The 20,321-nt window shown below is 66.6% G+C and carries 15 protein-coding genes and 1 pseudogene; 8 read left to right on the top strand and 8 right to left on the bottom strand.

Going from position 1 to position 20,321, the window contains the following annotated elements; all coding sequences use genetic code 11:
- Positions 1-21: 21 nt before the first annotated feature.
- Positions 22-2,250, bottom strand: coding sequence for a DnaJ domain-containing protein (locus tag AKJ09_RS17980; RefSeq protein ID WP_146648428.1), 2,229 nt, complete (start codon positions 2,248-2,250; stop codon positions 22-24).
- Positions 2,251-2,435: 185 nt separating this feature from the next.
- Between AKJ09_RS17980 and AKJ09_RS17975 the strand changes: the two genes are divergently transcribed.
- The gene (locus tag AKJ09_RS17975) at positions 2,436-3,713 is read left to right on the top strand and encodes a CPBP family intramembrane glutamic endopeptidase (protein WP_146648427.1); all 1,278 of its coding nucleotides are present in this window, start codon (positions 2,436-2,438) and stop codon (positions 3,711-3,713) included.
- 85 nt (positions 3,714-3,798) lie between these two features.
- Here the strand turns inward: AKJ09_RS17975 and AKJ09_RS17970 are convergent, their stop codons facing one another.
- Both AKJ09_RS17970 and AKJ09_RS17965 read right to left on the bottom strand, forming a co-directional pair.
- Positions 3,799-4,440, bottom strand: coding sequence for an STAS domain-containing protein (locus AKJ09_RS17970; RefSeq protein ID WP_146648426.1), 642 nt, complete (start codon positions 4,438-4,440; stop codon positions 3,799-3,801).
- Position 4,441: 1 nt separating this feature from the next.
- Positions 4,442-4,990 carry a hypothetical protein gene (locus AKJ09_RS17965; RefSeq protein WP_146648425.1) on the bottom strand — a complete coding sequence of 183 codons (549 nt, stop codon included), beginning with the start codon at positions 4,988-4,990 and terminating at the stop codon, positions 4,442-4,444.
- Between the two features lie 303 nt (positions 4,991-5,293).
- Between AKJ09_RS17965 and AKJ09_RS17960 the strand changes: the two genes are divergently transcribed.
- Positions 5,294-6,775, top strand: coding sequence for a glycosyltransferase (locus tag AKJ09_RS17960; RefSeq protein WP_146648424.1), 1,482 nt, complete (start codon positions 5,294-5,296; stop codon positions 6,773-6,775).
- A 9-nt stretch (positions 6,776-6,784) separates the two neighbouring features.
- Here the strand turns inward: AKJ09_RS17960 and ppk1 are convergent, their stop codons facing one another.
- Genes ppk1 through AKJ09_RS17945 form a run of 3 tightly spaced genes read right to left on the bottom strand, consistent with a single transcriptional unit; the run spans position 6,785 to position 11,040 of the window.
- Positions 6,785-9,250 (bottom strand): polyphosphate kinase 1, encoded by a 2,466-nt coding sequence (ppk1, locus tag AKJ09_RS17955; protein ID WP_146648423.1) that lies wholly within the window; start codon positions 9,248-9,250, stop codon positions 6,785-6,787.
- Between the two features lie 57 nt (positions 9,251-9,307).
- Complete coding sequence (locus AKJ09_RS17950; RefSeq protein ID WP_146648422.1) at positions 9,308-9,544, bottom strand: hypothetical protein; 237 nt, start codon at positions 9,542-9,544, stop codon at positions 9,308-9,310.
- 8 nt (positions 9,545-9,552) lie between these two features.
- Complete coding sequence (locus AKJ09_RS17945) at positions 9,553-11,040, bottom strand: hypothetical protein (RefSeq protein ID WP_146648421.1); 1,488 nt, start codon at positions 11,038-11,040, stop codon at positions 9,553-9,555.
- A gap of 381 nt (positions 11,041-11,421) precedes the next feature.
- Between AKJ09_RS17945 and AKJ09_RS17940 the strand changes: the two genes are divergently transcribed.
- The 3 genes and pseudogenes from AKJ09_RS17940 to AKJ09_RS55575 all read left to right on the top strand — a co-directional run bounded on the left by AKJ09_RS17940 (position 11,422) and on the right by AKJ09_RS55575 (position 13,465).
- A complete protein-coding gene (locus AKJ09_RS17940; RefSeq protein WP_169927627.1) occupies positions 11,422-12,561 on the top strand; it encodes a DHH family phosphoesterase in 1,140 nt (379 codons plus the stop codon).
- A 17-nt stretch (positions 12,562-12,578) separates the two neighbouring features.
- Positions 12,579-13,025 (top strand): annotated as a pseudogene (locus AKJ09_RS56140) (formyl transferase); the annotation flags it as partial.
- Positions 12,995-13,465 carry a DNA-3-methyladenine glycosylase gene (locus AKJ09_RS55575; protein ID WP_146648419.1) on the top strand — a complete coding sequence of 157 codons (471 nt, stop codon included), beginning with the start codon at positions 12,995-12,997 and terminating at the stop codon, positions 13,463-13,465. The pseudogene AKJ09_RS56140 and the gene AKJ09_RS55575, both read left to right, overlap by 31 nt.
- A 21-nt stretch (positions 13,466-13,486) precedes the next feature.
- On the opposite strand, the gene AKJ09_RS53065 is transcribed toward AKJ09_RS55575, so the two are convergent.
- Positions 13,487-14,083 (bottom strand): c-type cytochrome, encoded by a 597-nt coding sequence (locus AKJ09_RS53065; RefSeq protein ID WP_169927626.1) that lies wholly within the window; start codon positions 14,081-14,083, stop codon positions 13,487-13,489.
- A gap of 469 nt (positions 14,084-14,552) precedes the next feature.
- Here AKJ09_RS53065 and AKJ09_RS17915 point away from each other — a divergent pair, with 469 nt between their 5' ends.
- Entirely contained in the window at positions 14,553-15,587 is a 1,035-nt protein-coding gene (locus tag AKJ09_RS17915) for a PilZ domain-containing protein (protein WP_146648416.1), read from the top strand.
- Here AKJ09_RS17915 and AKJ09_RS17910 read toward each other — a convergent pair.
- A complete protein-coding gene (locus AKJ09_RS17910; protein ID WP_146648415.1) occupies positions 15,572-16,354 on the bottom strand; it encodes a glycerophosphodiester phosphodiesterase family protein in 783 nt (260 codons plus the stop codon). The two genes, AKJ09_RS17915 and AKJ09_RS17910, sit on opposite strands and share 16 nt — an antisense overlap.
- 23 nt (positions 16,355-16,377) lie before the next feature.
- On the opposite strand from AKJ09_RS17910, the gene AKJ09_RS17905 reads away from it, so the two are divergent.
- Together AKJ09_RS17905 and AKJ09_RS17900 are read left to right on the top strand one after the other, a co-directional pair.
- Positions 16,378-17,298: an MBL fold metallo-hydrolase gene (locus AKJ09_RS17905; RefSeq protein WP_146648414.1), complete on the top strand. Its 921-nt coding sequence runs from the start codon at positions 16,378-16,380 to the stop codon at positions 17,296-17,298.
- A 4-nt stretch (positions 17,299-17,302) separates the two neighbouring features.
- Entirely contained in the window at positions 17,303-20,311 is a 3,009-nt protein-coding gene (locus AKJ09_RS17900; protein ID WP_146648413.1) for a BamA/TamA family outer membrane protein, read from the top strand.
- Positions 20,312-20,321: the final 10 nt, after the last annotated feature.

The following is a 20,321-nucleotide window of genomic DNA, read 5'->3' as shown; positions in this document are numbered from 1 at the left end:
GAGCAGTGAGCAGCCGTTCGCCTATTCGGGGCGCGCTTCGATGGCTCGGCGATAGCGCTCGCGGCGAGCGGCGTCGCGCAGGATCTCGTAGGCCTCGTCGAGCACCACGACGATCTTGCGGACCTCGCTCTCCAGATCACGAAGGCGCGGCGTGAGGATCTTCGAAGGCTCGAACGTTCGCCGGAGCTCGAGGTACGCACGGCGAATCTCGTAGCTGGTGGCGTCGCGCGAGACACCGAGCACCGCGAAGTAGTCGCCCTCGTCGACGAGCTCGCCCCGGGCACGCACGCGTGCGCGGACGGCATCCTCGTCGATCGCAAGCGCATCGGCATCCACGCCGGTCGGCCCGCGATCGCGCTCGCGACGGGCGGCGCCACGCGTGAAATCGGGCGCGGGAACCACCTCGATGACGCCGAGCAATGCGAGCGCGTGCACGACGGACACGATCTCGGCGTCGGGGGCGCGGGCCAGGAGATCGCCGATCGTGCCTCCACGAACGCGCGCAAGCAACTCGAGGTCTTGCGGGGGAACATTGCACTCTGCATAGAGTGACTGATTCGCGCCATCGGTGAGGCGACTTCCTTCGCCACCGAGCACGGAGAGCGCCTCCTCCGGTGTCACCGCGCGTCGAACGAGCTCGACGAACACCTCGGGGCCCGTCGATGCACCGAACACGCTCGGCTCGGACCGAAGACGGCCCGGCGGCTCGGGCTCGAGCTGCGCGGTTCCGCCCGAGAGGAGGAGGATCCGCGAAGCGATCCACTCCGCATGCGCGCGGAGCACGCGCCAGAGTTGGTCCTGTCCGAGCCAACCGTGCGCTACGAGCGCAGCGCCGGCGTGGCGTCCGTAGGGAGGGACCTTCGAGATGAGGCGCTCCACTTCGTCGCGCGGGAGCTCACCGCTCGCACCGAGGAACTGCACGAGTGACTCGCGCTCGTCGGCCGAGGCCGCCGCGACGAGATCGCCATCCCGCATGACCACGCGGCGCACGACGCCCTCCTGCTCGTAGCAGAGAGAGCCCGTGGCTCGGCGCGTAATGGCGTCGGCGAAGAAGCGCCGCGCATCGTTGCGGCCGAGAACGACCGCGGGTGCACCGACCTCCGAGGCCGGTTGCAGGCTCGGTCCCCGCACTTCGACGGGCGGTGCCGCGGGCGTTGCCATCGGCGGCGGCAGCCACGACGAGGGCCTGGCCGGCGGCTCGGTCCGCATCGACGTGGGCGCCGGCTCGGCACGTTCGTAGCGTTCGATGGTGCCGAGCTCCTGGGTTCGCCTGGCCGCGAGCGACGGCGGCGCACTCGTGATCGCTCGGCCTCCCGTGCTCGCCCCCGTCGACGAGCCCGCTCCCGTCGTGGATTGGCGCGTGCCGCCCGACGTGGTCGCCCGTGCGTGGCCCTCCCGACCTTCGCGACCGGAAGACGTCTCGTGATTTCGCACGTCGTGGATCACGTCGTCTTCGTCGCCCTCGAGCGGCTCGTCGAGGAGCGCGAGCACGTCCGCGGGGAGCACCGCTTCGAGCTCTTCTTCGGGGCTCGGCAGCGGAATCTCGGCAGACGACGACGATGCGACCTCCGCGCGATACTCGGCATCGGCGAGAAGCTGCTGCAGCTCGTGGCTGACGCTGCCGAACGGCGCGAGCGCACGCGGCGGGTCGACGAAGTCCGCGAGCGACGTGGTGCTCATCGGCAAGGGCGGCCCCGGCGTGCGAAGCCCCGGCGCGGGGAGCGACGGCATGCTCGGGCGATCGCTGCCCGGCTCACGACCACTCGTCGGACCGCCACCGTAGCGACCGGCAGGAATCGACGGCGGAGGCGTGGACGGCCGTACGAGCGGACGAGGCACGGGACCGCCCGTCAGCGCGTCGATCTTGCGAACGAGGCCGCCGATGTCGACCGGGCGCAAGAAGAAGGCTGCACCATCGGCCGAGAGCGCTTCATCCGCATTCTTCACCGGGCCAATGCCACTGCCGAGATAGACGAAGTCGATCGCGCCCGAGCCCGGAAGGCGGCGAATACGCGCGAGGTCCCCCAGAATGCCATCGGCATCGATGTCGACCAGCACGACGTTCGGATGCTGAGCCGCCACGCGCGCCGAGAGCATGGCGCGAGGGACGTCGGCGACGACGTACCCTGCAACGCGCAGCGTGTCGGCGATGCGTTCCGCTTCGGCCGAGGCATCCGTCACGAAGACGATCGGCGAGCTTCCGGGCGCACTCGGATGCCCAAGTCCCTGTGAAATGGGCTCGCCCGCCATCCCCGTCCCGCCGTCGTTCCTTCAGTCGTCGCTTGTGTTGGGGGCCGTGGGAGCCTTTCCCCCGAGCCGTGCCGCAACCCTCGGCAGAAGTCCCGCCCCGTAAATGAGGGCAAAGACGAACGCCGTGAGGATCATCTCGCCGCGCGTTAGGCCGAAGAGCACGGTCCTCTTATTATCATGGCGGCGTGGTTCATGTGCGTAGCGATGAAGGAGGCCCCCCTCGACCCTGCTCGCCGAGCGAGCTTGCGGCAGAGGGCGGCATCGTTCAGCTACGTGCCGAAACCCCCGTCGCCAGCAGCGATCACGGCCCTTTCGAGCCGGTGCCGGTCGCGCTCGAACGCGACGCCAGTCTTCGCGACACGTTCGCGGCCGCCCTCGCGATTCCGAGCCTTCGCGCCTGGAATCGCGTCCGTTGGCTCGTGGCGCTGGTCGCGGCCATCCCGCTCGTCCTTTTGCTCGAGCTCGATCGGGAGCTCGTGCTCAAGCACGCCATTGGTTCGGGTCGCGCCCTCGTCGATGTCTTGCTCGCCTCGTACGTCGTCTTCGAGCTGACACGACGAACGCCGCGATTCCCAGGCGTGGCTGCGGCTGCGCTCGTCGCCGTAGGGATGCGCTGGCTGCTCGTCGTCGGGCGGCTCTGTTGGCGAGGGGTGCATTGGACGGTCTGGCTCGGACTCGGCTGTGCCCTGATAGCGACCACCGCGATCCTCGCCTTCGCGCCCTCGCGCGAGCGGACTGCGCTCGAGCTTCTCGGCAAGCTCGGGATCTCGCGCTCCGAGGCGTACGCCGTCACGCGTCCTTCCGAGCCGCCGCCTCGTCTCCTCGGCGGGGCCATCATCGCGGCGTCGTTGCTCCCGCTCTTTCTCTACGCACTCCGTCACGCAGGCGCGGGGCTCTTCGTGCAATCCATCGGGCTCCTCGCCTATGGCGTCATCGTTCCGATCTTCGTGCGCCGATCGAGCGGAGAGGCACCCGAACGCGAAGGCAAGCTAGCCCCCGCCAAGACACTCTTCGCCGTTGCCCTCGGGCTCGTCTTCACGGCGGCCATGCTCCAAGGCTCCCGCCTCTTCATCGACGCCGGAACGCAGATCGCCCAGTGCGCGGGAAAGCTCGACGACGCAGCGCGCCAGCTCTCGCTCCGTGAAGCCGCCGAGGTGGCGCGACGAATCGCCGATGCGCGCGCCACGACGATGCTCGGCGCGATGACCGTCGCCGTCGTGCCGCTCGCCGAAGAACGTGTCTACCGCGGGCTCCTCATGGACGCGCTCGTTCGCAAGTACGGCAAGTCCTACGGCCTGTTCGCGTCGGCCGCCGCGTTCGGCATCGCCCATCTCGGCGTGTACGAGGTCGCGTTGTGGCAGACGCTGCTGCTCGGGATCGGCTTCGGTCTCGCCTACGCCGAGGGCGGCATCGTCGCCTCGTTCGCCGTCCACGCGCTCTGGAACTTGCTCCAGCTCGCCTGATCGACAAAACGCCTGCGGGCGCGGATGCTCCGAGCTAGCGGAGCTTCACGCGCCCGCGAAGGACGTCGAGCGGATTCGAGACGGACTACGCCTGGTTCTCGGCGGTCTTCGCCAGGTGCGCGATGCAGTCCTTGATGGCCTCTTTGAGCGTCGCGAGAGCACGAAGCTCGCGAAGGTCGGCGCCCATGTGCACGAGGGTCTGGGCGATCTTCGGGCTGATGCCGGAGACCACGCAGTACGCACCGACGAGCGCGACGGTGCGCGCGATACGAAGAAGGTAGTCCGCGGTCTGCGTGTCGACGAGGTCCATGCCGGTCACGTCGAGGACCACGCAGCGCGAGCGCGAGGTGATGACCCGCTTCAGCAAGTTCTCCATCAACTCTTCGCTGCGCTGGCGATCGACCATGCCGACGATCGGAAGCGCCAGGATGTCGTCCCAGACTTCGATGACGGGCGTGGTCAGCTTGCGGATCGAGGCTTCCTGTTGCTCGATGGTAACGAGCTTCTCCTGGAGCTCCCGTCGCTGGACAGCGAGCGCATCGGCCTTCTCGCGGTTCGAACGATCGATGGAGCGGAGATCGACGATGAGGAAGTTGATCCCCATCTCGAGACTGCCGAGCGCATCGGTCGACCCTTGGGTCTCGATGCGAACGTCGAAGTCGCCGTCGGCGACGCGAGTGAGGACCTCTTCGGCGCGGGCCAGTCGCTGATCGAACGTCAGTGCCATTTCACCACTCTACGACATACGTGCACGAATCACCTCCCTTGGCGCGGCACGGCATCGCTTCGTCGTGCGAGACCTTCCAGTTCGCCGAGAAGCGCGAGGTGATGCCTTCGAGAATCCCCGTATCGAGGGAGCACGGATAGGGATTGTCGCAAAACATGATGCCCCGCGCATCGCCGTCGGCCTTCCACTGGTAGCCACCGATCTTCCCCTCTTCGGCGTTGGGGTGGTTCATGTAGAAGGCCTGGTTCAGCGAGGCGAGGACCTTCGCCGCCGAGTCGAGACCAGGCGGGAACACCGCCTTCTCGAAGACCAGCGTTCCCATCTTGCGGATGAACGAGAAGCCGAACTGCTCCTGGAGTTCGCGCATCGCGGAGAGGTAGCCCGAGAGGGGATAGCGCGTGCTGGGATCCGCGCTCAACTCTTCGACGCCGAGGTGACGCTTGACGACCTTCTCACCGCGCGACTGGTACGCGCCGAAGGCCGCGAGGAACGGACCCATGCCTGCTCGGCTGATGGAGACAGACGGATCGCCGAACTCGAATTCTTTCATTTGCCCTGCCGTTGCAGATGCATGCGCCCGCATGCATGCGACTGAGGGTCACAGATGTATCAGCTCCGAGGCATGGGCCGTCAACAGCCACCGAGGCCGGTTTTGCCGTTCGAGGGTCACGTTCTCGGCCCGGGCGCCAAGGCCGCGCTCGCGAACGGAAGAGCTTCCCATCGCTCGCCCGCAACTCCTGCGCGCGACCGGTCGATCGTGATCGCATCGAATGCGCCTCGTGAAGACGAGGGCGTGACTCCAGCCTCGCTCGCGAGGGGTCGCGCCCGAACCTAGGTTCTTGAGCGGTGGGCGATGTTCGAGGAAGTCGAGGTCAAAGAGCCGATCACGCTCGAGGCGTACGACCGTGAGGCCTACCTGACGAGCCGTGTCTCCGAGCTTCGAGCGGAGGCGGCCAAGCTCGTTCCTCGGCTCGGCCCGCGCACCGTTTGGATGATCAGCTCGACATCACACGGGGGCGGCGTTGCCGAGATGATGCCCAAGCTCGTGAGCCTGCTCGACGAGGTCGGGGTGCCGTGTCGATGGGGTATCATCGGCGCCGACCGCGCGGAGTTCTTCGCCCTCACGAAGCGCATCCACAACATGATTCACGGGCAGGCGTCGGGGCCGCTCGATGCGCACGATCGCGCTCTCTTCGAGGGCGTGAACCGCCGGAACGCCGACGAGCTCGCCAAACACATCGCCCCGGGTGACGTGATCGTGATCCACGACCCCCAGCCGTTGGGGCTCGGTGCCTTTCTCCGTCGCGAGCACGCGGTGCGGGTGATCTTCCGCAGCCATATCGGCATTCCCACCTCGCCCGAACCGACGCGCGAGGCTTGGGAGTTCTTGCGTCCGTACGTCGAAGCTTGTGACCGCAGCGTGTTCACGTTCGCCGACTATGCACCGGAGTACCTGAAAGGCCACGTCACCGCGATGCAACCCGGCATCGACCCGTGGAGTCACAAGAATCGCGAGCTCCGCCCCCACAAGCTGATGGGCGTTCTCTGCAACGCAGGCCTGCAGTCTGCGACCTCTCCGGTGCTCACCCCCGCCTTCGAACATCGCGTGAGTCGGCTCGACGGAGCATCGCGCACTCGCCCCTCGGACGGCTGTGAAGATCTAGGCCTGCTTTTTCGGCCGATCGTCACGCAGATCTCGCGGTGGGACTTCCTCAAAGGATGGGAGCCCCTCCTCCTCGCTTTCGCGCGACTCAAGACTCGTGGCTCGCACATGGCAAGCGCGGATCCTCGTCATGCGCGACGCATCGACCTCGTCCGCTTGATCCTCGCCGGGCCCGATCCCTCGAGCATCCAGGACGATCCCCAAGCCCACGAGGATCTCCGCTCGCTCCTCGCGACGTATCGCACGCTGCCCGCGGAGGTCCGGAACGACGTCGCCATTCTCACGCTGCCGATGCATTCTCGCAAAGAGAACGCGCTCATCGTCAATGCACTGCAGCGATGCTCCACCGTCGTCATACAGAACTCGCTCGAGGAGGGCTTCGGGCTCACGGTGACCGAAGCCATGTGGAAGCGCCTTCCGGTCATCGGCACGAGCGCGAGCGGACTCCAGCGGCAGATCCGCAATCGCGTCGACGGCCTCGTCACGAACGATCCTCGCGATCCGGACGAGATCGCACACAACCTCGATGTCCTCCTGGCGGACGAACACATGCGCGACGCGATGGGCAGCTCGGGCCAACGACGCGTCTACGACCACTCGCTCGTCTTCAACCAGATCCGCGCGTGGCTTCGGCTGCTGACCAACGCGGTCGCCGAGCCACTCGCGGCCTAAGCACGTTGACTATTGCTCGTCGCGACGGGCGCGACGGCGCTGCTGCGGGCGCGGAACCTTGCCTTCGAGCGGCGAGCGCTGCGCGGTGGGCATCATGTGGAAGCGCGTCGACGGGCGCGCCGCCTGATCGGCGACCTTCACCTTGTCGCGCGTCTGCTCGATGAACTTTGCCTGGCTGCGAATGAGTGGCTGCCCCGGCCGCGCCTGCGCGCGGACGTAAGCACCGTTCGGCTCGAGCACCCAGCCCTTCACGTTGTCGGACCAGGAGACGTTCAGCGTGTCGATGAGCCGCGTGCGAATCGCCGAGTCCTCCATCGGGATCATGACCTCGACGCGGCGATGGAAGTTACGCGGCATCCAGTCGGCGCTGGAGATGTAGACCTCGTCTTTGCCGGCGTTGGCGAAGTGGAAGATGCGCCCGTGCTCGAGGTATCGATCGATGAGCGCGCGGACTTCGATGTTCTCGCTGACGCCCGGCACGCCGGGGCGCAAACAGCAGATGCCGCGAACGAGCAGAGAGATCGGCACGCCGACCTGCGAGGCGCGATAGAGCGCTTCGATGACGTCCTCGTCGACGAGGGAGTTCATCTTGGCGACGATGCGCGCCGGCCTGCCCTGACGCGCGTGCTCCGCCTCACGTGCGATGAGGCCCAGGATGGCTTCGTGCAAGCCGAGCGGCGCGACGACGAGCGAGTTCCACTTCGCCGGTGCGCTGTATCCCGTGAGCAGATTGAAGAGCGACGACGCGTCGGCGCCGTAGCTCGGCTTGGCGGTGAGCAGCGCCACGTCGGTGTAGAGACGGGACGTGGTGGTGTTGTAGTTGCCGGTCGAGAGGTGGACGTACCGGCGGAGGCCGCCGCGCTCACGACGGATGATGAGCAGGCACTTGGCGTGCGTCTTCAGGCCGAGGAGGCCGTAGACGACGTGAACGCCGCTCTGCTCGAGCGTGCGGGCCCAGACGATGTTGGACTCTTCGTCGAAGCGCGCCTTGAGCTCGACGATCGCGGTGACCTGTTTGCCCGTCTCCGCGGCGCGCGCGAGCGCTTTGACGATCGGCGAGTCGCCGCCGGCTCGATAGAGCGTCTGCTTGATGGCGAGGACGTCGGGGTCGTCGGCGGCCCGCGTGATGAGCTCGACGATCGGGTCGAACGACTCGTACGGGTGGTGGAGAAGGATGTCGCCTTCGCGAATGGTCGCGAAGATGTCATCGGTGTCGCGCAGAGGCGAGGTGACGAGCGGGCTGTAGGGGTCGTCGCGCAGATCGCGGCGCTCTTCGCGCGGAACCCAGCCCATCAAGTCGGAGACGTTGAGGAAGGCCGACCGATAGACGTCGCGTTCGGGATCGAGCTTGAGCGAGCGAACGAGCTTGGCGAGCGAGTCGGCGCTCGGCTCGCCGGCGACCTCGAGACGAACCGCGGCGCCGCGTTCGCGACGACGCAGCTCCTGCTGAATGGTCTGCAGGAGGTCCTGCGCCTCTTCCTCGTCGATTTCGAGGTCGAAGTTGCGCGTGACGCGGAACGTGTAGACGCCCTTGTGACGAACGCCCGGGAAAATGGTGCCGACGTGACGCGCGATGAGGTCCTCGAGAAGGACGAACGCGTGCTTCGCGGGCATGCCCGAGTCGGTCTTGTATCCCGACACTTCGAGCAGGCGCGGCAGCATCATCGGCACCTGGACGACGCCGAAGCCGGGCTCGTTCTCGCCCTCACGCGAGAACATCACGCCGAGGTTGAGGCTCTTGTTACGGACGTGCGGGAACGGGTGGCCGGGGTCTATCGCGATCGGCGTGAGGATCGGGAAGACCTCGGTGTGGAACCGCTCGTCCATCAGGGCGATGGCGTCGGGCGAGAGCTGCTCCGGTTTGACGAGAACGAGCGTGCCGTCCGAGGCGAGCCTCGGCAGGAGATTGCCGATGAGGCCGGTCATCTGCTGCGCCACGAGCTCGTGGGCGCGCAGCGAGATTTTCACGAGTTGCTCGTGGGCGGTGAGCCCATCGGCCGCGAGCTCGCCGACTTCGCCGGTCAGCTGCTGCTTGAGGCCGGCCACGCGAACCATGAAGAACTCATCGACGTTCGAGCCGACGATCGCGTGGAACTTGAGGCGTTCGAGGAGCGGAACGACCTCGTTTTCAGCCTCGGCAAGGACGCGCGCGTTGAATTCGAGCCAGGAAAGCTCGCGATTCAAATAGAGGGCCGGCGCACGAAGGTCGGGCGTCTCGCTGCTGATCGGCGGGGGCGGCTGGACCGACGAAGGGCCCGTGCTCTGGCCCGTGCTCTGGAGCGCGCTTCCGTTGACCGAGCTCGGACCGTTCCCGCTGGGAATCGTAGTTACGCCGCTCGGCGTGGTGCCCGAAGAAGTCGAAACCGGCGGCGCCTCCACGGGAACGGGTACGACAGCCGGGGTACCGGGCGTGCCTGACGTCACCGACGGTGGAGTCGGCGACGAGGCGGGCACATAATCGCCGGGGCTACGCATCGTTTCAGTCTACCGCAGGTACCCCACAGCCGGTGTGTGACAAGTCGGAGCGGCAAGTTAGCGCGGCCTGGCACGTGCGGCTCTATCCCGACGAAGCCACACACGGATCCCCTCGAAATCGGCCGTTTCGACGTAGTTGCTCTCCACCCACGCGGCCGCGGTCGGGCAGTGCGTTTCGAAATCCTGCACGGCGTCCGCGAAGCTCATCAATGGTGATCGTCCGATGAAGACGAAGGCCGGCGGTGGAGTCGTCTTCAGCCGCTCGAGCATGTCTTGCTCGTGTGCGTCACGCATCGCGCGAATCACGTCCCTCTGCGCGGGCGTCGGGTGGACCCCTGCCGGATCGAAGCTACCGACAAGCGCGGCATCGGCATTGAGGTCGTACGCGTAGATATATGGCGTCGCGCTCTTGCGGCGCGCCAGGAACAGCACGTACGGATCCATGCCGTACGTCTGGACGCGCTCGTCTTCGCGCGTGTTCGCATCGACGAAGGCCGCCGCGTTACGAAGGGCCGTCGGAAAGAAGTCGACGCGATCGTAGAACGCGAGACTCTCCGCGTTCGACGCTTCCTCGTGTGATTCGGGTGCGGGGGATAGGGCGCCCGCCACGCGAGACGGCTCATGCGCCACCCGAGGACCAGAGCGAGCGCCGAAGCGACGACGGCCGACACGCCCCGAAGGGCGAGCGACGAACGCGAATCCGCCCAATCCCAGACGGAGAGGGCCAGAGCCACGAGGCACAGGGCCGAACCGACCGTGACCGGATGGAAGTGGTAGATGAATCCCTTCGCCTGAGCGACCACCGAGACCAGGCCGCAGAGAGGCGTCGTGGCGAGCACCAGGGCGCGAACGGGCAATCTTCGTAAGAGAACGAAGAGGATGACGCCGCCGCTCGACGCGAGCGCGAGCCACGTCAGCCTCGATAGATCGCTGAAGAGGATGTCCGACGGCGTGCGCGGCCAGATGAAGCGATACATCGCCGGCACGTCCTTGAACGAGATGCGCAACCACGCGCCGACGTCACCGCGGGCCAGGAGAAACAGCACGGGAACGAGCGCGCCGGCAACCCCGCCCAGGCCGAACACGAACCCCCGTGCGAGACGCGACAACCGCTGTCGATCGAGGAGCAGGACGAGGAGCTCGGCGACGGTGAAGAGCGCATACGTCGGCTTGCCGAACCAAGGCATGACCGACATTGCCCCGGCTGCGGCGAGAAACAGCAGGCCGCGCCGTGAACGAGCTTCGGCGAGCGCCTGCGAAGCGAGCAGGAAGCAGCCGAGCGAGCCGAGCAGGAACCAGTCGAAGAAGCTCTCGCGCTGGGCCGAGTCCCAGAACCCGTAGGCAACGTACTGCGCCGAAACGACGCCCCACGCGGCGAGCCCGGCGGAGATCGCGCGTGCCCCGCGGAACCGACGCGACGCATCGGCGGCGTGCGGCGCGAGGGTCCAGAAGGTCGCGCCTGCGAACGCTGCGGTCAGGCCGGTGAAGAGGAGGTCGAGCACACGGAAGCGGTGCTCGTCGTCACCACCGAGCCACAACAAGACGAGGTGAAGGAGTGGAACGAGGGGACCGTTGACGTCGCGTACATCGCGGTAGGCCAGATCACCCTGTCCAACCGCCCAGGCGACGTACTGGAAGATCCCTTGGTCGCGCCCGAGCGTCGCCCATGACGCACGATGGAGCGCCCTCGGAAGGGCGAACGACAAGGGCAGCGCCACGAGCATTCCGGGCGCCAGTGCACGCAGCGCGTCGAAACGCCGCGCGCCGCGCGCGTCCGAAGAGGAGCCCATTGGCGCGCCACGCTACCACGCCCGTTCCACGGCTCGGACGGGCGCTCGAGCTCACCTCGATGACCTCATCCGTGCATCGACCGTGCCACCGTGCCTGCGCGTAGGGCTCGACCAACGCGCGGGATCCGGGTCACAATCCGCCCCGAGCAGCCAACGACGAGCTCCTCGCCAGGTTCGGACAAAAACCCCGGAAACCGGCCGAGCGGACGACCTTGACTTGGGTCTATGACGATCGACGCTTAGGAGCGAGCAAAGAGCCATGAACGGAATGACGAGCCAGCGCAACGGCTGCGTGGTGCCGGCCGAACCAAAACGGCACACGTTGGGGGCATGTTCACGCGCGACCGCGACTTCGCGTTTGCGCGATTTCAGGAGCGAGCCATGAACGAGCCCGTTCGTCGTCTTCCCCTCCCCCACCAAGACCGCGTCGATCGGGCCCGCGGCTTTGCGGAGGCGCTCACCCAGGCGAAGGGCAAGCACTTGCTCATCGCCCTACGCGGTCACCCCGACCCTGACGGCATCGCGTCCGCGCTTGCCCAGGCTCACATTGCCCAGCGCCTCGGCGTGGGCAAAACGACCATTGGCTACTGCCACGAGCTCAGCCATCGCGAGAACCGAGCGCTCGTGAAGCTGCTGAACGTCGAGCTGAAGAAGATGAAGACCGTGTCCGACGTGGACAAGGTCGACTTCATCGGCCTGGTCGACGCGCACGACGTCGATCCTGAGCTCTCGGGTGCGGACAACATCGAGACACTCACGATCGTCGACCATCACCGCGCTCACGCGCCGCCGCGCGCGCGTTTCGTCGACATGCGAAACGACGTCGGCGCGACCGCGACGATCTTCGTCGAGTACCTGAGCGAGCTGTTCCCGATGTCGCCCGACCAGGACGACGATCGCCGGGTGGCGACGGCGCTCATGCATGGGCTCGCGACCGACACGGACGACTTCACCCTGGCCCGCGCGACCGACTTCCGCGCCGCCGCGCAACTCGCTGACGTCTGCGATCGCGACCTCCTCCAGGACCTCTCGCGTCGCCTCATTGCGCCGAGCGCCATGGACGTGATCGCCCGCGCGCTCGCAGCCCTCGTCGTGCGCCGCAACTTCGCGATGGCCGGCGTTGGCTTCGTGGCCGAGAGCGAGCGCGACACGATCGCGCAAGCCGCCGACTTCCTCATCCGCCGCGAAGACATCGACACCGTCGTCGTCTACGGCATCGTCAACGACCGCTTCATCGAGGGCTCGCTCCGCACGCATTCGCCGAGCGTCGACCCGGCCGTCTGGCTCGAGCAAGCCTTCGGTCATGACGAACGCGGCCGCGCGTACGGCGGAGGCCGTCGCGACAAGGGCGGCTTCAAGATCCCGATCGGCTTCCTCGGTCGTGCAACCGACCGCGCCCAGCTCTGGTCGCTCGTCGAGCACGCCGCACGTCAGGCGCTCCTCAAGCAGCTCGGTGAAGAGCCGAGTCCGCCCGTGATCGCGCCCGTTCTGACCAAGCCCTCAGTCGAGAAAGAGAGCTGAGCCTCCGTATCGCTTTCGTGGGCCTTCCTCTCGCCGCGCTCCTGCTGGCGAAGGACGGCCATGACATCGTCTGGGCCGGGGTGTGCCGCAAAGGCGCCCTCGGCACCAGGCGGCTCACGCGCGTGCTCGGCAAGGACAAGGTCGAGATCGTTCCCGACCTCGCGCGACGTACGGCCCATGTGCGTTCGCTGGCGCCCGATCTGATCGTCAGCTGGTTCTGGACCAAGAAGGTCCCCGCCACGTTTCGCGCGACGTCCAAGCGCGGGGCGATCGGCGTTCATCCTTCGCTGCTTCCCCGTCATCGCGGTCCGGATCCTTATTTCTGGGCGATCGACGCGGGTGACGAGATCACGGGCGTCAGCGCCCACGAGCTCGAAGACGAGTACGACACCGGCGCGGTGCTCGGTCAGCGCTCGCTTCGGATCGACCCGTCGTGGAACGCGTGGCGCCTCGCCAAGAAGCTCGATCGGCCTTCGCTGGCGCTCCTTCGCGAAACCGTCGCAGCATTCGCCAAAGGCCAGCCGCCCAAGACGATCGCCCAAGACGAGAGCCTCGCCACCGACGCCCCCAACCGAGCGACGACGAGCTCGAGCTTCGCTGGACGGAAGACGCCGCAAGCGTCGTTCGACGCGTGCGGGCTGCCAGCCCATGGCCAGGAGCATTCACCGAGATCGGTGACGAGCTCCTCGTGCTCACGCGCGCTCGCGCAACGACCAACTACCCCCGTACGCTCGCACCGGGTCAGGCCTTCGTTCGCAAAGACGGCATCGCGATCGTGCGAACGTCGGATGCAGCGGTGGAGCTACTCGAGGGGCGCTTCGACGACGCCGAGGACGACGCGCCGACGCTCGATGCCAGCGCGCTCGCGGAAGTGGTGCACGCCGCACGCGACATCGAATCGTGAGCCTCCGCAAAGCGGGAGGACTCAGAGTCCGTCGATGTACGCACCGATCTTCGCGATGTCACCGTCGCTCAGGTACGGACCTCCCTTCGGCATGCGAACACCGGTTCCGCCCTTCGCGGCGTGCGTGCCCTCGAGCTTCCGATAGAGGTAGCTCTCGTCCTTCGACCCCGGCTTGATCCGCTTCATCGTCTTCAACTCGCTCGCGTCGACGTTGACGGTGTTCGCCGAGAAGTCGTTCGCGAGGCTCATGTCTCCCGACGTATTGCCGATGTGACACGGCGAACAGCGGGTGGTGAAGAGGTTCTGCAGGTCGCTCTTCGTGAAGGCTGCCGGAGTGCTGCTGTCCGAACTACTGTCCGAACCGCTGTCGTGACCAGCATCGTTGTTTCCCGACGTGCCCGACGTGCCCGACGTGCCGGAGCTACCCGGCGTTCCTGACGTGCCCGACGTGCCCGACGTGCCGGGGGTTCCCGACGTGCCGGGAGTCTTCGGCGATTCCGACGAACCGGAACTGCCATCACCGGAGGTGCTGGAGTCATCGGAAGAGCACGCGGCAACACCGACGACGAGTGCGAGAGAAGCGACGGTGACGATCGAACCGAAGAGAACGTGACGCATGGCTTCGCAGTAGCAGCGCGAGCACGACCGTGCCGGGCCGTTTCTGGAAAGAATGCCTTTCCGGAGTGGAAAGGAACGTTGTTGCAGACCGCACGCATCGACGATTCGTCTCTCGCGCAAAAACTCCGTTCGGCCTGTTCGAGTGGCCAGCAAGAACGACGGCGATCGCGTCCCACGATCGAGCGCGCGAGCACGCGACGTGTGTGAGAACGAAGACGCAACGCGAACGCACGTCGTGACGCCTCGTCTTCGATCGACTCGTGGCGCTCGAAAAAAACGTCACGGGCCCGGTCGAAATCGTGCGACCTGAGCCGAACGGCCAAAATCAAGGCCGAAAATCCCCGATTTTCCGGCCCAGGTTGCGCGTGAAGGTTCCCCCAGGCGCCACCGTTCATTTACGATTCGGTTCGTTCCGCACGATCCGCAGGCGAGCTCGTCTGCCCGGCACCGTCGAAAAGCGCAGGCTCCTTTGACCGACCCCATCACCACATCCAAGACCGCTCGGGAATCGCTTGCACGAGGCCTCAATGCACTGCAGGCGGATCCCACCGTACCGCCGCAGCTCGTCGAGCTCGCGGCTCCGATCGCGCAGGCCATGGGCGCGCTCCATCAGATCGAGCGCACGCGCGAGCTCGCGCCTCATGCCGAAGTTGCGCTGGGCCACGTTCGCGGCGCACTCGCGAAGCTCCAGGCCGCGCAGACACCTCACCCGGCCGTCAATCAAGCGCTCGAAGCGGTCGCCAACTCGCTGAGCCTCGTGCACCAACTGAGCAAGATGGCGGCTCCGCCCGCGCCCGTCGCGGCACCGGTCGCGGCGCCTCCGCCGGCGCAGCCCCAGCACCAAGCTCCTCCCGCCTACGCGGGGACGGCCTCGATGCCTCAAAGAGCACCCGCAGCGCCGGCAACGAACCACCAGCAGCCTGCCTTCCCTCCGCCGCAAGCCGCGCATCCGCAGCAGCCGCCTATGCAGCAGCAGCCGCCTATGCAGCAGCCTCCCATGCAACCGCACGCGCAGCAGCCGCCGATGGTGGCGCGTGATCCGTTCGCGGCGCCGCCTCCGGCGCAACAGCCGCCTCCGCAGCAGCCGGCGAATGGCTATGGCGCCCCGGCGGCAGCTCCGCCTCCTCAGGGGAAGCCGGCCACGCCGAGCATGCCGGTTCCTGCCCCGCCCGCAGGCAACCTGCAGGTGCTCGCGGCCGACCTCGGCACCCACAGCCCGACGAACTTCTACAAGGGCCTCGCGGGCAACGACATCATCGATCACGGAGGTCTCTTCGTGTCGACATACGTGTCGCCGAAGATCGGCACGCCGATCCGCCTCAAGGTGTCCCTCCCAGGCGGCTACGAGTTCGAAGCGAACGCCGTCGTGAAGTGGACGCGTGAGCAAGGCGGCGACGCCCCCCCGGGCTTCGGCGCTCAGTTCACGCAGATCGCGCCGGAAGCTCGGCAGCTCGTCTATCGCTACGTGCGCAACCGCGAGCCGCTCTTCTACGACGATTTCTGAGTCGGCACGCCGACCGCCTCGGCGATCCGGCGAGGATCATTGGTGACGATGCCGTCCGCGCCCATCGCGATGAGTGCGCGGGCGCGGGCGGGGTCGTCGATCGTCCAGAAGTCGACGCGTAGCCCTGCCTCGTGGAGGCGGTCGATCATGCGCTGCTTGGCGAACGTGATGCCCCACCCGTGCTCCGGCACTTGGGCGGCATCCCCCATGAGCGGCAGCACGCGGTTGACGATGCGGGGCGCGAAGATGGCGCGCGCCAGCTCAACCGCCGCTGTTCCGAGCGCGCCGTCGTATCCGAGCGAGCGGGCGTGGCGAAGGTTTCGCGAAGAGAAACTGGCGATCCTCACGCGGTCCTGGGCGCACGCCTGGCGAATGATGCGGACGAGCGCGGGCATCATGTCCGGCTTGGTCTGCTTGGCGTCGATGTTGACGAATGCATCGGGGAAGGTCGAAAGAACCTCCTCGAGCAGCGGCACGCGATAGGGACGATCGGGTTTGGTACCATCGGGCGCACGAAATCCCTTCCCCACGTCCCAGGTGCTGATTTCGTCGTAGGTGACGTCGCGAATGGCCCTCGAGACCCCCGCCATGCGCAGGCCGGTCTCGTCGTGCGCAAGCACCACCTTGCCGTCCCGGGTCATGTGCGCGTCGGTCTCGATGGCCTGCGCGCCCACGGAAAATGCCCGTTCGAAGGCCTCGATGGTGTTCTCGGGCATCTCGAGGGAGGCCCCTCGATGGGCATAGACAATGGGGCTCGCGCGGCGCACGAACCTGACTATAGTTTGCGCCGATGGCTCTCTACGAGCGCCTCTTTCCGCGATTTCGTCCGAAGCGTGAGCTTCGTCCGCAGGGTAGCGGCAACGGGTGGTCGGTCCGCCTGTCCTGGCTCGGGACTGCGGGCTTCGTCGTGGAGACGAAAGAGACCACGCTCCTCGTCGACCCGTTCGTGACCCGCCCCACGTTCGGCGGTCTCGTGCAGCGCATCGTGCCGGACGATCTCGCCATCGCGAGACACATCCCTCGCAAGGTCGACGCCATCCTCTGCGGGCACAGCCACTACGATCACGTCGCCGACGCGCCGCGCATCGCGAAGGTCACGGGAGCAAAGCTCGCCGGCTCGCTCTCGACGTGCGCATGGGGCCGCGCGGAAGGGCTCGGGGAAGACAAGCTCGTGCAGGTGCCGCCCACCGGCGCCGTCGTTCGCTTCGGCGACGTCGAAGTGCGCTTCGTACCGAGCAAGCATGGTCGCATCGCGCTCGGCCGCGTGCCTCTCGTCGGCGAAGTGCGTCAGCCTCCGGTCGGCCCGCAGCACTTCTGGCATTACCGAATGGGCGGCGCGTTCGGCATTCTTATCCGCACGCCAGAGCTGACCATCTATCACAACGGCAGCGCTGACCTCATCGACGCCGAGCTCGACGGCGAACGCGCCGACGTGCTGCTTGCCTGCCTTGCCGGTCGTAAAGGCACTGAAAACTACGTGGCGCGTCTCGTCTCAGCGTTGCGACCTCGCCTCGTCATTCCGACTCATCACGACGCTTTCTTTGCACCGCTCGAACGCGGCCTCTTCCTTCTGCCGGGCATCGACGTCGAGGGCTTCGTCTCCGAAGTGTATTTGCGCGCGCCCGAGGCGAGCGTGATCACCCCGGAGTACCACGAGCCCATCTGCGTACCGGCGGGCGATGCGCGCGGAGCCGTGCTCGTCGCGAGCTAGTTCCGTGCATAGGAAGTACCCCGCCGTCACCGCGATCCGAGGGGCCGGCGTGTGGGCGCTGTTGCGCCTGTTCGTGTTCGGCGTGTTCTTGCTCGGCGTGCTCGGCTTCGAGCGCTCTGCCCGAGCCGCGAGCGATCCCTCGCTCAAGTGGTACACGATCGAGACCAAACACTTCCGGATCACCTACCACTCGGGCATCGAGGAGGTCGCTCAGCGCGTCGCGAACGTGGCCGAGGGCATCCACGACGCGATGGCCGCGAACGTCGGTTGGGATCCGAAAGACTGGACCGAGATTCAGCTCATCGACTCGAGCGAGAGCGCGAACGGCTCGGCCACGGCGCTGCCGTACAACGCGATTCGCCTCCTCGTGACCGCGCCGGAAGACATGTCGCCCCTCGGCGACGTCGACGACTGGTACCTCGAGCTGGTCACGCACGAGTTCACGCACATCCTGCACACCGACCAGATTCGAGGCTTGCCCGCGATCGTCAACGCGGTGCTCGGCAAGACGCTCGCGCCGAACCAGGCGCAGCCGCGATGGCTCCTCGAAGGCCTCGCCGTCTACTGGGAGAGCACTCGCACGAGCGGCGGGCGCCTCCGCAACTCGCAGTGGGACATGTTCATGAGGACCGACGTCCTCCAGAACAACGTCGCACCGCTCGACGTGTTCTCGAACACACCGCGCCGCTGGCCGCAGGGCAACATCTGGTACCTCTACGGCTCGTATTTCCAGCAGTGGATCGCCGAGACGTACGGCGCCGAAGCACTCCGCAAAGTCGCTGCCGACTACGGCTCGCAGATCATTCCGTGGGGCATCAACCGCTCGATACGGCGCGCGACCGGCGAGACGTACGTCGACATGTACCCGACGTGGATCGGCGACCTGAAGAAGCGCTACGAGGCGCAAGCCGCGGACGTGCGCAAGAAGGGCATTCGCGAAGGCGTTCGCCTCACGTACCACGGTCAGATCGCGCGCTATCCGCGTTGGATCCCGAAGGGCGCGTGGTCCGATCACGAAGGCGACCTCCTCTATTACAAAGACGACCAGAACACGCGCACGGGCCTCTACGCGCTGCCGCTCAAACGCGACATCCGCGGCAACATCGTCAAGGTCGACGAGAAGCACGAAGAGCTGATGATTCGCGCGCCGGGCGAGGCCTATTCGAGCTTCACGCCCGATGGCGGCCTCGTTTGGAATTCGCTCGAGTGGTACAAAAACGTCTTCAACTACGGTGATCTCGAGCGCGCAGCTCCCGGCGAGCGAAGCACGTTCGGCACGCCCGACGGCGGGCGCACCGTCATCCAGAACTCGCTTCGCGCGGCCGATCCCGACGTGTCACCGGACGGACGACGCATCGTCTACATCGTGAACCAGGCCGGCACGCGCACGATTCAGCTCGCCGATCTCGGTGACGAGCGACTCGAGAATCCGCGCTTCCTCGTGCCGAGCGCACGGTTCGAGCAAGCGTTCACGCCGCGCTGGTCGCCCGATGGAACGCACATCGTCTACAGCGTCTGGAAGAACGGCGGCGATCGCGACATCCGCTACGTCGACGTCGAGAACGGCACCTATCGCGATCTGATGACCGACCGCGCCCTCGACGGCGGCCCGGTCTTCTCGCCCGACGGACGCTTCGTCTACTTCCACTCCGACCGCACGAGCGGCATCTCGAACATCTTCGCCTGGGAGGTCGCGACGAACCGCTTCTTCCAGGTGTCGAACGTCCTGACCGGCGCATATTCACCCGAACCTTCGCCGGACGGCAAGACGCTCGCGTACGTGGGCTACTCGAAAGTCGGCTTCGACATCTTCGCGATGCCGGTCGACGAGAGGACGTGGACGGAGGCGGAGCCCTACGTCGACACGCGACCGCCGACGCCGAGCATTCCGCACGTGCGCTATGCGTCGCGGCCCTACTCGCCCTGGGCCACGCTCTGGCCGCGCCGTTACGGCATCCAGGTGACGCCCGGCAACTTCGGCGATGCGGTCATCATCACCGCCTCCGGAAGCGACATCAGTGGCTTCCACAACGTGAGCGCGAGCACCACGACGGAGATCGAGAAGCCCCAGCTCCAAGGCTCGCTCGCCTACAGCTACGCACGACTCCCCTTCGACTTCGGCGTCTCGCTCTTCCGCACCATCACGCCGCGCGGCGGCTTCGCCATCGGGAACTTCAAGCCCACAGTCATCCAGGAGAACACGGGCTTCTCGACGTCGATCTCGTACGCGAAGGTGCGCGAGTACGACACGAGCTCGTTCGTGATCTCGCATGCGCTCTCGCGCGTTGGCATCGATCTCCCGTTCCCGAAGGACAAACTCGATCCGTACGAGACCCCGCAAATTCCCTATCGCGGGCTCGCGAGCTCGCTGCACTTCGGATACGGCTACTCGAACGCGGAGCGCTATCTCTACAGCGTCGGCCCCGAACGAGGCTTCTCGCTGGGTGCGGGCTTCGATCTGACGGACCCCTCGCTGGGCAGCGACTTCTCCGGCTTCGCGGCGAACGCGGACCTCACCGTCTATTACTTGATGCCGTGGCTGAAGCACCACTCGCTCGCCATCCACGGTGGCTTCGGTACGAGCGGCGGCTCGTTCCCCGGCCGAGGGGCGTTCTTCGTCGGCGGCTTCGTCGACTTGCCCATCATCGACGTCGTCCGCAACTCGCTCATCCAGGGCGGCATCGTCCTGCGCGGCTATCCGCCCGTCATTCTCGCGGGCAACAGCTACACGCTGACGAACTTCGAGTACCGCTTCCCGATCGTGAACGTCGATCGCGGTCTGTCGACCTTGCCCGTCTTCCTCAACCGCATCAACGGCGCAGTGTTCTTCGACTACGGCAGCGCGTTCGACGACATCAAGGCTGCGCAGTATAAGAGCGGCGTCGGTGGCGAGCTCTGGTTCGACACGATCCTCGGCTACATCATGCCGTTCACCTTCCGGCTGGGCTATGCGCGCGGCCTCGCGAGCGGCGGAATCGACAAGGTCTATTTCGTGGCCGCCGTGCCTTACTGACGCGCGCACG

The organism is Labilithrix luteola (genome assembly GCF_001263205.1).
Classification (GTDB): Bacteria; Myxococcota_A; Polyangia; order Polyangiales; family Polyangiaceae; genus Labilithrix; species Labilithrix luteola.
The sequence above is the reverse complement of the archived record's forward strand: the minus strand, read 5'-3'. Positions and strand labels throughout refer to the sequence as shown.